Genomic DNA, 12,388 nt, shown 5'->3' with positions numbered 1-12,388 from the left:
GTCCAGGGGGCTTGCCCCCTGGCGGGGGTCTGGGGGCTCGGCCCCCAGAGGACACTGCGAAGCGAGTCAGGTCCACGCTTGCGTGGACAGACTACACCCGCTCGCGAGCCCCTTTACGGAATCGAACCGTAGACCTTCTCCTTACCATGGAGACGCTCTGCCGACTGAGCTAAAGGGGCGGGTCAACGCCTTCACGTTGAAGCCTCGAAGAGATTACACAATCGGCCGACACCGCTGAGCACCGGGGTCCCCTCACGTCAGCAGGGTCAGGATCGCTTCCCGCTGCCGGCCCGCTGACCTTGCCGTTCGAGCCTGTAGCCAGGCTTCCAACCGGTCCTCGGCGAGCGGACGTGAGATGAGATAGCCCTGCGCGACGTCACAGCCCATCGCCTCGAGCTGGTCACGTGCGATGTCCTCTTCGACGCCCTCAGCGACCACCGTCAGGCCCAGCGAGTGCCCCAGCTCCACGATGGACCGGACCACCGCGAGATCTCCGAGGTCCGTGCCCATCCCCAGCACGAAGCTCTTGTCGATCTTGACCTCGTCCACCGGAAGGCGCCGCAGATAGGCCAGCGACGAGTAACCCGTCCCGAAGTCGTCGACGGCCAGCACGATCCCCAGCGCATGCAGTTCCTGCAGGATCGGCAGCGCCTTCTGCGGGTCGGCCATGACCCCGGACTCGGTCAGCTCGAACGTCAGCAGCTCCGGCGGCACATCGAATCGCCGCAGCGCCTCGACGACCTTGGCCGGGAAGTCGGCATCCGCGAGGTTGCGCACGGACAGGTTGACCGCCACGGCGATGCGCAGCCCCTCGTCCATCCACTTGCGCACCCGGATCAGCGACTGCTCCAGCACGAACTCGGTGAGCACGCCGATCAGCCCCGCCGCCTCGACGGCGGGCACGAACTCGTCCGGATCGATCTTGCCGAACTCCGGGTGCACCCACCGCACGAGCGCCTCAACGCCGAGCACCTGCTTGCTGGGCAAGGAGATCTTCGGCTGATAGTGCACGCTCAGCTGGCCCTCTTCGAGTGCCTGCCGGAACTGCGTGACCATCTGGAACCGGCGCAGGAAGATCTGGCCCATGCTCGGCATATAGCCGCGGACTTCCTCGCCACCGCGAGCGGCCCGCACGGCGACGTCGGCATGCTGCAACAGGGTGTCGATGTCCAGCCCGGCGGCACTGTCCTCCGCGGTCGGCGTCGCGTAGCCCACCATGGCGTTCGTCTCGACGGTCAGCTTGTCCACCGGGTACGGCGCGGAGAGCTGCGTACGCAGTCGCTCGGCCACTTCGTGGATCTGCGTGCTGTGGTACCCGACGAGCAGCGCCGCGAACGAGCCGCCTTCCAGCCGGGCCAGCGGCACGTACGGCCCGAGCGCGTCCCGGATCCGCCGCCCCGCCGCGACGACCATCCGGTCCGCCCAGGCGTAGCCGAGCGCGTCGCTGACAGTGGACAGGATGTCGAGCTCCACCCGCAGCACGGCGCCGTCCCGCCGCTCCCGCAACGGTTCCCGCGCCACCTGACGGAAACCCGGCCGGTTCAGCAGCCCGGTCAGCGGGTCGTGATAGGCGTCATGGCGCAGCGTCGCGAGCAGCCGCCGGTTGTCGAGCGCCGTCGCGAGGTGACTGGCCATCGTGCCGAGCAACTGCACGTCGTACTTGCCGAACCCGCGCCACCGCGAGAGCCGGTCGTGCGCCTCGATGACACCGAGCAGCTGGGTGGCACTGCGCAACGGCACCACCAGTGCCTCCTGCACACCGCGATGCTGCAACGCGGAAGCGACTTCGCCGGTCGCCTCGGCACTGCGGAACTGCCGCACCTGCGAGCCGGACAACTGGATCAGCGGGTCCTCGCCCACGATGTCGCCCGCGGGCAACGGGTCTCCCGCGACGACCGTCGTCATGGCGGCGTTCGACTCCAGGCGAAGTCGCAACACCACCCGCGCCGCGGCGAGCTGATCCTTGATGCGCTCGGCGATCGTGGTCCAGTCCCCCGCGCCCGGCCCGCCGGCCACGTCACCGCCTGCTGGGCGGACCACCGCGTGCTGGCCGGATTTCGCGACCATCAGACTCACGTCTGAAAGCGCTTCCATATCGCGCTGTTCACGGAGCAGATCCGAATAGGCCCAGTACAGCGCGGAAAGTCCGAGGAACACCGCGACCACGAGCGGCCACGCGTTGCTGGTCCCGGCGATCACGAGATAACCGCTCAGGCCAACCGACGCGTTGACGAACCCGACGACGAGGATGCGCCCGGTCAGCCGCAGTGCGGTGCCGATCCGCATCCGCCGCCGCAACACCCGCACCGCGGCAAGCGCGAGCAAAGTGCTGGCGAGCGGGGCGGTCAGAGTCCCGGCGAGCGCGGCGGGCCAGGTCATCGTCGTACTGCCCATGGTGTGCAGGACGAGCCACGCCACGGCGAACGCACTGGTGATCTCGAGCAGGAAAGCACCGGCGTTGTAGAGGACACGGCCGGAAACCCGCCGCACCAGCAATGTGCTGATGCCCGCGACGAGATGTGCCAGCAGCACGACTTGGAACGGGGCCACGAAAAAGCCGATGACAAGCGGGATCTCGGTGAAGGAAATGGTCCACGAGATACCACTGCGGACATCGACGTTGATGCCGAGTTGCTCCGCGAGCAGGAACGAAAGCGCGAGCACCGGACCGATCCACCACAGTTGTGCGTGCCACTGGAAAGGCAGCCACAGCAAGGAGACCGTAGTCGCGGACACGACACCGAAGGTCAGAACGACCGCGGTGTAGACCCGGAACCGGCGCTCATCACCGCGCGCCGTACCGGACTGCGCGTGAGCCTCGGCGTCGGACAGCGCTGGGTCGGATGCATCCGGCGTGCTGCGCTTGCGCGGCATGCAACCTCCTTCCCCGCCCGAAGGCCCCCAAAGCGGTCCGCCATGTGATCTCGGCGCGAACGAGGTGACACTGTACCCCCGTGGGGGTAGTTCAGGCTGTTTCTCACTGCCATGAGATCAGTCCGTAGTTAACAATGCGCCAACTACACGGAGACACCACGACTACCGGGTGAAACCAGCGCCTACTTACGTTGCCTGGCACTAACAAACGGTAACCAGACTTCGCTCGCCGCGATCGTCACACCCGCGCGGACACCGCCACGACTCGCGTGGCGCACGGCGGCCGGTTGAACAGCGCAGATCCATCCGCGGGACACGACGCCCCTCCGCGCGGGCGCCTGTGATCGGGCATGGGCGGGATTCGCAGTCCGTAACGAAGTATTCGCAATTTCAAGTGACTCTCCGTGGCAGGCCTCGTCAGTGGCCTCCTGGTCCCCCGGGCCCGCCGTGCGATAAAAGATTCCTATGGGTGAAAGCCAGAGGTCTGCACCAGCGGCACCCGAGGGTGTCGACGTCGAGAAACCGTCCGCGGCCAGGATCTACGACTGGTATCTGGGCGGCGACCAGAACTGGGCGATCGACCGGGAGTTCGGCAAGCGGGCGGTCCAGCTGTTCCCGCCGATCCGGGACTCGACCCGGCAGAACCGGGCGTTCCTCGGCCGGCTCGTGAAAGCGGCGCTGGACGCCGGGATCCGGCAGTTCCTCGACCTCGGTTCCGGGGTGCCCACCGTCGGCAATGTGCACGAGCTGGTCCGTGAACATCTGCCGGAGGGCGAGCGGGCGACCGTGGTGTACGTGGACTACGAGCCTGTCGCCGCCGCGCACGCGACTGTGCTGCTGGAACGGGACGGCTCGACGGAGTGGGCCGGTCTCGTGCACGCAGACCTGCGCGACACCGACGCTGTGCTGCGGCACCGGACGACAACGGAACTCATCGACTTCGACCAGCCCGTGTGCCTGCTCATGATCGCGGTCCTGCACTTCGTCGGTGACGAAGACAAACCCGGCGAGATCGTCGCGCGGTACCGGAACAAACTCGCACCCGGGAGCTGGCTCGGGATTTCGCATGCCACGGACGAAAACGTGTCCGCGGAGGACGCTGCCGCACTGCACGAGTTCGCCGACAGCTACGCGCGCACGAGCAATCCGATGTGGGTGCGGCAGAGCGCGGACATCGAACCGTGGTTCGGCGGCTGGCCGCTGATCGAGCCCGGCCTCGTGTCGGTCGCGGACTGGCGTTCGGAGGCGACGCTGAGCCCGGCGGGACAGCGTGCGCGGCCGTTCGGGATCTGCGGGGTCGCCGAACGCCCGCGCTGAATTACCAATCCGACCGAAAGCAGGCGAACACGGTCCGCAGCCGATCGCTTGTAGACGCCCGTTTCCGCGGTGGCTGCCGTCGGATTGGTAACGAACGGCACAGTATTCCCGGATGGCTGCTCGCTCATAGCGAACGACCTGCGGAAACAAATCGGGACCCGGCGAAGTTGAGCTGTGCAGACTCAACTAAGAAGGAGCGTCCCGATGACCGAAATCAGGCTCCTGCCCGTGCTGCCCCTCGACGAGGACGTCGTGCTGCCCGGCATGATCGTGCCGCTCGAGCTCGATGTCGCCGAGGTCCGTGCCGCGGTGGAGTCCGCACAAGCCCGGACCGCACAGACCCCCGGTCCCTCTTTCCCCGGTATCCGGTCGCTGCCCGCCGCGAAGGCCGAAGTGCTGATCGTGCCGCGAGTGCATGGTGAGTACGCCGAAGTGGGGACGGTCGCGACCATCGAGCGGGTCGGGCGGATCCCCGGCGGCAAGGCTGCCGTACTTCTGCGTGGCACCAGCCGCGCGAACGTCGGGGCGACCGGCGACGGACCGGGCGCGGCACGCTGGGTGCGGGCCGAAGGCGTCACGGAGCAGAGCGACGAGCGTGCGCAAACCCTTGCCACGGAATACAAATCGGTCGTGATCTCGATCCTGCAGCAGCGTGGTGGCTGGCAGATGATCGACGCCGTTCAAGAACTCGAAGACCCGTCGGCGATCGCCGATCTTGCCGGCAATGCGCCGTACCTCAAGTTCGAGCAGAAGCTGGAGTTGCTGCGCACGCTCGACGTCGCGGCCAGGCTGGACCGCGCACTCGAATGGAGCCGCGAGTACCTGGCCGAGCTGGAGGTCACCGACACGATCCGCAAGGATGTGGCCGAGGGCATGGAAAAGCAGCAGAAGGAATTCCTGCTGCGCCGCCAGCTCGAAGCGATCCGCAAGGAGCTGGGCGAGCTGGACGGCTCGTCCGACGACGAGGACGACTACCGCGCCCGCGTCGAGAAAGCTGACCTGCCCGAGCACGTCCGCAAGGCAGCACTGTCCGAAGTGGACAAACTGGAGCGGGCGTCCGACCAGTCCCCCGAGGGTGGCTGGATCCGGACCTGGCTGGACACCGTGCTGGAGCTGCCCTGGACGAAGCGGACCAAAGACCAGCTGGACATCGCGGGCGCGCGGGCGGTGCTCGACGCCGACCACGCGGGTCTGGACGACGTGAAGCAACGCATCATCGAGTACCTGGCGGTGCGTGCGCGGCGCCAGGAATCGGAAATCGGCGGGCGGCACAACGGTGCCGTGCTGGCGCTCGTCGGTCCGCCCGGTGTCGGCAAGACGTCGCTCGGCGAGTCGGTTGCGAAGGCGATGGGCCGCAACTTCGTCCGCGTCGCGCTCGGTGGAATCCGGGACGAGGCGGAGATCCGCGGTCACCGCCGCACGTATGTGGGTGCGCTGCCCGGCCGGATCGTGCGTGCCATCTCCGAAGCAGGCTCGATGAACCCGGTGGTGCTGCTGGACGAGGTGGACAAGGTCGGTGCCGACTACCGCGGTGACCCGACCGCGGCGCTGCTGGAAGTCCTTGACCCGGAACAGAATCACACGTTCCGCGACCACTATCTCGAGGTGGAGCTCGACCTGTCGGACGTGGTGTTCCTGGCGACGGCGAACGCATTGGAGACGATCCCAGGGCCGTTGCTGGACCGGATGGAGCTGGTCACCCTCGACGGCTACACCGAGCGCGAGAAGGTGATCATCGGCCGTGACCACTTGCTGCCGCGTGAGCTGGAGCGGGCGGGTATGGCGCAGGGCGACGTGGTACTGACGGACGCCGCGGTGAGCCGGATCGCCGCCGAGTACACCCGCGAGGCCGGTGTGCGTGACGCGAACCGGACCATCGCGAAGGTGTTGCGGAAGATCGCGACCAGGGTCGCGCTTGACGAGGTGTCCCTGCCGGTCACGATCGACGCCGGTGATCTGCCGGTGTATCTCGGCCGGCCGCGGCATCTGCCGGAGTCGTCGCTGCCCGCGTCGACGCAGCGCACTTCGACCCCGGGCGTGGCGACGGGGTTGGCGGTGACCGGAGCCGGCGGTGACGTGCTGTATGTCGAAGCGTCGCTGGCGGATCCGGAGTCCGGTGGTACTGGGCTGACGCTGACCGGTCAGCTGGGCGACGTGATGAAGGAGTCGGCACAGATCGCGTTGTCGTACCTGAGGTCGCATGGCGCGGAGCTGGAGTTGCCGGTGGGCGACTTGAAGGAGCGCGGCATCCACGTGCACGTGCCCGCGGGCGCGGTGCCGAAGGACGGGCCGTCGGCCGGGGTCACGATGACCACTGCGCTGGCGTCGCTGCTGTCGGGCCGGGTGGTCCGGACGGACGTGGCGATGACCGGCGAGGTGTCGTTGACCGGGCGGGTGCTGCCGATCGGTGGCGTGAAGCAGAAGCTGCTTGCGGCGCACCGGGCGGGGATGAAGACGGTGATCATCCCGCAGCGCAACGAACCCGATCTCGATGATGTGCCCGCGGACGTGCTCGCCGAGCTCGACGTGCACCCGGTGTCGAATGTGCGGGAGGTGCTGGAGCTGGCGCTCACCCCCGCATCGGCTCCGGTCGCGCAAGCGGCTTGACGTCTCGCTGCGATGCCCCCCTCGCCGCGGTTGCGGCGAGGGGGGCATTTCGGGCCGAAGATCGTACTCCGGGATGAGGTCGGGGCGGGGTTCGCCTGGCAGCCTGGTGCGGTGCTCGACTCGAAGGAGGAACGATGACCGACCGGCGCCTTACGTTCATCCCGCGGACCGCGCTGATGTGCGTGCTGTATCTGGTGATCGGCGCGGCCCTGCTGGTGGGTGCAGTGTTGGACCTGACGCGGCACCCGGACCGGATACCGCCGCTGACGGTGGTCGTCATCGTCGCGGCGGGATTGCTGGTGATCGTCTCGTTGATCGGGTTGCTGGTTCCCCGTACGCGCGGACGGTGATCACTGACCCCCCGGTGGGTCGGCCGTCTCGGAGCGGCGCTTTGTTCCGAGAGCAGTGCTCTCTGATGAGAGCGCCTCGCGCAGGCCTGCTCGAAGCGGTGCTTCGCAACGAGAGCACTGCTCGCTGCCCAGAGCGCGGCATGCAGGCCTGCCCGAAGCAGCGCTTCACGATGAGAGCAGTGCTCACGGACGAGAACACGTCACGCAGGTCTAGTCGAGACGGCGCTTCGCAACGAGAGCAGTGCTCACCGAGCAGAGCACGCTACACAGATCCGCCCGAAGCAGCGCTACACGACAAGAGCACTGCTCGCGAACGAGAACGCGTCGACCGATCTACCGGGAACGGCGCTTCGCAACGCGAGCAATGCTCAGAGGCAGGGACGAGAACGCATCACACACGTCGCTCGAAGCGGTGCATCGCAACGAGAACAGTGCTCACCGACGAGAACACGTCACGCAAGCCCAGCCGAGACGGCGCTACGCAACAAGAACAGTGCTCACCGACGAGAGCGCCTCACGCAGGTCTAGTCGAAGCGGCGCTTCGCAACAAGAACAGTGCTCACCGACGAGAACACGTCACGCAAGCCCAGCCGAGACGGCGCTACGCAACAAGAACAGTGCTCACCGACGAGAGCGCCTCACGCTGGTGCGCCGAGTGGCGAGGGACCCGATCTTCTCCGGCGCCGCGTCACCTGTCGCCGATACCAAAGATGGGTCTCGAGTACGGGCGCGCGCCGGGCGGAGATCGTCGGTGCGGCGCGCGATTTGGTCGCTTACAAGGGTTTCTTCGGTACGTTCGGGCGGCCTTTCGGACCCAACGGGTTGTGGAGGCGCTGTAGCGGTATTCCCCCACAAGGAACGCCTCGCGCCGAGCGGCATCGAGGATCCGCGGGGCGGCGTGGGCGCCGAGTTCGTGCTGGCGCCAGAAAATGAACCGGGACGCCCAATGGATTCTAGCCGTCCATAGTGGACCGATGGATTCAGGAGCGGCGCCGCCACTGCTGAACTAGCAGCCATGCCAGATAGAGGCCTCCGAGAGCGCCGCTCACAACGCCGACTGGCAGTCTCGAATCGAAGCCGCGCTGCGCGATGAGATCACTGCTCACCAACAAGAGCGCCCCCATCAGCGCGGAGGTGCACAGGGCGGGGCCCGCTGTTCCGGACAACCGCCGGGCGATCTGCGGGGCGGCAAGCGCGAGGAACGCGATCGGCCCGGCGACGGCCACTGCGAAGGCTGCCAGAGCGACGCTCACAGCCAAGAGCACCAGTCTCGTTTGCTCCGGGTGCACTCCGAGCGCTTGAGCCTTGTCGTCGCCCAGTTCCAGCAACGACAAGCGCCGCGCGAAGGCTAGCGCGACCGGAAGTAACACCACGACGGCAAGCCCGGAAACCGTTACGTGCTCCCAATTTCGCCCATTGAGTCCGCCCACCAGCCAGGATTGCGCAACGATCGCGTCCGGCAACGCGGCGCGCGTGATCAGGTAGGAGTTGACCGCCAGCAGCGCCGCGCTCACCCCGATGCCCATCAAGATCAACCGTGGACCCTGCACCCCGCCGCGATAGGACAGTAGGTACAGCACGATCGCGGTCACGATGCCGCCGGCGAGCGCACCGGCCGAGCTGGCGGCGGTGCCACCGTCCAGCACCAGGATCACAAAGAACGCGCCGACCGCCGAGCCCTGTGTAAAGCCGATGACGTCCGGGCTGCCGAGCGCGTTCCCGGAAACACTCTGCAGGATCCCGCCACTCGCGCCGAGCGCGGCGCCGACGCAAAGACCGGTCAGCAGCCGAGGCAGGCGCAGTGTGGTCACGACGAAATCGGCGCCGGGCGGGCCGTTGCCGGACAACGTCTTGACCACTTCGACCGCCGACAGCGGGTAGTCGCCGGTGGTCAATGCGAGAACACTGATCACAAAAGTGAGCACCGCCAACGCAATCGCGATGGCGACCGCGCGCGGGTGCACGCGCAGCGAAAGCGGTCCGGCACGGAGAACTGTCACAGCCGTGCCAGCTTCCTGCTGCGGCACAGCAGCACGAACACCGGCGCGCCGACGATCGCGGTGACGATGCCGACCTCGACCTCTTCGGCCCCGCCGATCACGCGGCCCAGGATGTCCGAGCCGATCAGCAGGATCGGCGCGAGGATCATCGAGTACGGCAGCACCCAGCGCTGGTCGGGGCCGACGAGCAGGCGCACCGCGTGCGGCACGGCAAGCCCGACGAACGTGATCGGCCCCGCGGCCGCGGTCGCCGCCCCGCACAGCAACGTCACCGCGACCGCGACGAGCACCCGGGTGCGGCCGACGTGCGCGCCGAGAGCTTTGCCCGCCTGGTCGCCGAGCGCGAGCGCGTTCAGCGCTCGGGCCTGCGAAAGCGCGAGGACGACGCCGATGACGACGAATGGTGCGACCTGCGTGACGACATCCATCCGGCGCGAGGCGAGCGAACCGACGTCCCAGAACCGGAACTGGTTGAACGTCAACGGGTTCAGCAGCAACACCGCCTGCACGAAGGCGAACACCACGGCGGTGATCGCGGCGCCGGCGAGCACGAGCCGCTCCGGAGTCGCCGAACCGCGGCCGGCCGTACCGAGTACGTAGACCAGCACCGCGGCGCCCGCGGCACCGGCGAGCGCGAACCACAGGTAACCGGTGAGGCTGCTCAGTCCGAAGAAACCGATCGCGATGACGACCGCGGCCGACGCACCCATGTTCACGCCGAGCAGGCCGGGATCGGCGAGCGGGTTGCGGGTGAGCGCCTGCATGAGCGCGCCGCCGAGGCCGAGTGCCGCGCCGGCGAGCAGGCCGAGCAGCGTCCGCGGGATGCGCAGGTCCTGGATGATCGCGGCTTCGCTCGAACCGTTGTCATGCCAGAGCAGGTCCCAGGTCGCGGTGAACGGGATGCCTTTGGCACCCACCCACAGGCTGACCAGGCACGCAAAGGCAAGCAGTACCAGCGCCAGGACCAGGCCCCATGCTCGCGAACCAGAGCGGTGCTCTCGAAGTTGCTCAGTGTTCACGGGCACGAACTTAGACTAGCCTTACCTATCTATGCGAGGCGCGACGGCGCGATGAACGACACGTCTGCCCGGGGCGCTGACGCCTGATTGGTCCGGGTTCGTGATCTATCGCGCCTTGACTTGCAAGTTTGGGTAGGCAAACCTAACTGCCATGACCTCATCCCTCGTCGGCCGGCGCCGGCTGCTGTTCGGCGTGCTGGTCTCGGCACTACTCGCCGTGACCGCGTGTGGCGGCGATGAGACCACGAGCCAGGCGGGCGCCGCCGGTGGTGCCTACCCGGTCACGATCGCCCACAAGTACGGGAGCACGACGATCAACGCCGTCCCGAAGCGGGTGGTCACCGTCGGCCTGACCGACCAGGACGCGTTGCTCGCGCTGGGCGTGGTGCCTGTCGGCACCACGGAATGGTTGGGCCACTTCCCCGGCGCGATCGGACCGTGGGCTCAGGACGAACTCGGCAGCGCCGCCAAGCCGGAAGTACTGTCCACTACGGACGGACTGCAGTACGAGAAAATCGCCGCGCTGCGGCCGGATCTGATCCTCGGCCTCTACTCCGCACTGACGCAGGACCAGTACGACACGCTGTCGAAGATCGCGCCGACCGTCGCGCAGCCCAAGGAGTTCAACGACTACGGCATCCCCTGGCAGGAGTCGACCCGCACGGTCGGCCGCATTCTCGGCAAGTCCGCCGACGCCGACCGGCTCGTGTCCGATGTGGAGGACCGGTTTACCAAGGCACGCAGCGACAATCGCCAGTTCACGGGTGCGACCGCGGCGATCGCGACGACGTACCAAGGCTACTTCGTCTACGGCAGCGAGGATCCACGCTCCCGCGTGCTGACGTCGCTCGGTTTCACCCTGCCCGCCGACCTCGACCAGGTCATCGGCACCAGGTTCGGCGCCAACCTGTCCGCCGAACGCACCGATCTGCTCAACGTCAAGGCGCTCGTGTGGCTGACCTCGGCGGCCGATGGTCGCAAGGCGCTCGAAGCGGACAAGCTGTACTCCGGGCTCGACGTGGCCAAGCAGAAACGTGAGGTCTTCATCCCCGACAACACCGACTTGGGCAACGCCATGTCCTTCGTATCCGTGCTGAGCCTGCCGTCGTTGCTCGACCAACTCGTCCCCCAGCTCGCCGCGGCTGTGGACGGCAATCCCGCCACCTGATGAGGAAAGGCAATTTCTCCATGTCCCGTAAGAGAGTTCTCGGTGCACTGCTGCTCGCCGGCGCCGTATCGTTCGGTGTCGCCGCGTGTGGTGATGTGCAGGACTCGTCGTCATCGGCCGCATCCGCCGCGGCGACCGACCCGGCGGCGTTCCCCACGACGATCACGCACAAGTTCGGCACGACGACGATCGAGAAAGCGCCTTCACGCGTCGTCGTGATCGGCACCTCCAGCGACGATCTGGACGCTGCGCTCGCACTGGGTGTCACGCCGGTGGCGTTCTTCACCAAATCCGGATCGACCAGTGTGCCCGGCTACCTGCAGGGCAAGCTCGACCCGGCGAAGACGAAGATCGTCGACGCGGCCAACGGGGTCAACGCCGAAGAGGTCGGTGCGCTCACCCCGGATCTGATCCTGGCCACCGCCGACTACGGTCTGGACCAGGAATACGCGAACCTGTCGAAGATCGCCCCGACGGTCGGGTACGCCACCGAATGGGGTGCACAGACCTGGCGGGAACACGTGCAGGTGGCGGCGAAAGCGCTCGGTAAGAGCACCCAGGCACAGAACGTCATCACCACCACGCAGTCCACAATCGACAAGGTCAAGGCGGACTATCCGAAGGCGGCAGGCAAGACGTTCACGGCGTCGGTCGGGAACACCCCTGGCAAGATCTTCACCCTGGCGTCCGAAAAGGACTTCGCGGTGCAGCTGATCCAGTCGCTCGGCCTGAAACTGAGCCCCGCGGTGGCCGGCCTCGGCCAGAACGACTCGGGCAGCCCGACCGGCTCGCTGACCCCGGAACAGTACGACAAGCTGGCCGCGGACCTGGTGCTCATCGCCTTCACGTCGCCGGATTTGCAGCAGGCGTTCGAGAGCAACCAGCTGGTGACAAACGTCAAGTCGGGCAACTACCTGGTGACCGACATGGAAACGATCTCGGCGCTGCGCTACCCCACGGTCTACGACATCCCGTGGGTACTCGACAAGTTGCGGCCGGGTCTGGCGAAGCTTTCCTGAGCTGACGACGGAAGAGTGCCTCCTCCCGCAGCGG

General features: G+C 67.2%; 8 protein-coding genes and 1 tRNA gene. 5 read left to right on the top strand and 4 right to left on the bottom strand.

Annotation, left to right across the window (positions count from 1 at the left end; all coding sequences use genetic code 11):
• Positions 1–106 precede the first annotated feature (106 nt).
• Positions 107–179: transfer RNA gene (locus tag GKO32_RS17610), tRNA-Thr, on the bottom strand.
• A gap of 73 nt (positions 180–252) precedes the next feature.
• Positions 253–2,874, bottom strand: a complete 2,622-nt coding sequence (locus tag GKO32_RS17605; RefSeq protein WP_154757964.1) for a putative bifunctional diguanylate cyclase/phosphodiesterase — start codon at positions 2,872–2,874, stop codon at positions 253–255.
• Between the two features lie 465 nt (positions 2,875–3,339).
• On the opposite strand from GKO32_RS17605, the gene GKO32_RS17600 reads away from it, so the two are divergent.
• From GKO32_RS17600 to GKO32_RS17590, 3 genes are all read left to right on the top strand, one after another.
• Positions 3,340–4,191, top strand: a complete 852-nt coding sequence (locus tag GKO32_RS17600; protein WP_154757963.1) for an SAM-dependent methyltransferase — start codon at positions 3,340–3,342, stop codon at positions 4,189–4,191.
• Between the two features lie 204 nt (positions 4,192–4,395).
• Positions 4,396–6,798 carry an endopeptidase La gene (gene lon / locus GKO32_RS17595; protein ID WP_154757962.1) on the top strand — a complete coding sequence of 801 codons (2,403 nt, stop codon included), beginning with the start codon at positions 4,396–4,398 and terminating at the stop codon, positions 6,796–6,798.
• Positions 6,799–6,932: 134 nt separating this feature from the next.
• Positions 6,933–7,148 (top strand): hypothetical protein, encoded by a 216-nt coding sequence (locus GKO32_RS17590; protein ID WP_154757961.1) that lies wholly within the window; start codon positions 6,933–6,935, stop codon positions 7,146–7,148.
• Between the two features lie 980 nt (positions 7,149–8,128).
• Here GKO32_RS17590 and GKO32_RS17585 read toward each other — a convergent pair.
• Both GKO32_RS17585 and GKO32_RS17580 read right to left on the bottom strand, forming a co-directional pair.
• Positions 8,129–9,148: a FecCD family ABC transporter permease gene (locus GKO32_RS17585; RefSeq protein WP_312868024.1), complete on the bottom strand. Its 1,020-nt coding sequence runs from the start codon at positions 9,146–9,148 to the stop codon at positions 8,129–8,131.
• The gene (locus tag GKO32_RS17580) at positions 9,145–10,173 is read right to left on the bottom strand and encodes a FecCD family ABC transporter permease (RefSeq protein ID WP_312868023.1); all 1,029 of its coding nucleotides are present in this window, start codon (positions 10,171–10,173) and stop codon (positions 9,145–9,147) included. Before GKO32_RS17580 ends, GKO32_RS17585 begins: the two co-directional genes overlap by 4 nt.
• A 145-nt stretch (positions 10,174–10,318) precedes the next feature.
• Between GKO32_RS17580 and GKO32_RS17575 the strand changes: the two genes are divergently transcribed.
• Positions 10,319–11,335 (top strand): iron-siderophore ABC transporter substrate-binding protein, encoded by a 1,017-nt coding sequence (locus tag GKO32_RS17575; protein ID WP_154757960.1) that lies wholly within the window; start codon positions 10,319–10,321, stop codon positions 11,333–11,335.
• Between the two features lie 20 nt (positions 11,336–11,355).
• Complete coding sequence (locus GKO32_RS17570; protein ID WP_154757959.1) at positions 11,356–12,354, top strand: ABC transporter substrate-binding protein; 999 nt, start codon at positions 11,356–11,358, stop codon at positions 12,352–12,354.
• Positions 12,355–12,388 lie beyond the last annotated feature (34 nt).

This window comes from Amycolatopsis pithecellobii, from assembly GCF_009707865.1.
GTDB lineage: Bacteria > Actinomycetota > Actinomycetes > Mycobacteriales > Pseudonocardiaceae > Amycolatopsis_E > Amycolatopsis_E pithecellobii.
The sequence above is the reverse complement of the archived record's forward strand: the minus strand, read 5'-3'. Positions and strand labels throughout refer to the sequence as shown.

Coding starts and splice junctions, on each gene's coding strand:
- lon (WP_154757962.1), top strand. CDS start 4,396: ATGACCGAAATCAGGCTCCTGCCCGTGCTGCCCCTCGACGAGGACGTC.
- GKO32_RS17600 (WP_154757963.1), top strand. CDS start 3,340: ATGGGTGAAAGCCAGAGGTCTGCACCAGCGGCACCCGAGGGTGTCGAC.
- GKO32_RS17570 (WP_154757959.1), top strand. CDS start 11,356: ATGTCCCGTAAGAGAGTTCTCGGTGCACTGCTGCTCGCCGGCGCCGTA.
- GKO32_RS17590 (WP_154757961.1), top strand. CDS start 6,933: ATGACCGACCGGCGCCTTACGTTCATCCCGCGGACCGCGCTGATGTGC.
- GKO32_RS17575 (WP_154757960.1), top strand. CDS start 10,319: ATGACCTCATCCCTCGTCGGCCGGCGCCGGCTGCTGTTCGGCGTGCTG.
- GKO32_RS17605 (WP_154757964.1), bottom strand. CDS start 2,874: ATGCCGCGCAAGCGCAGCACGCCGGATGCATCCGACCCAGCGCTGTCC.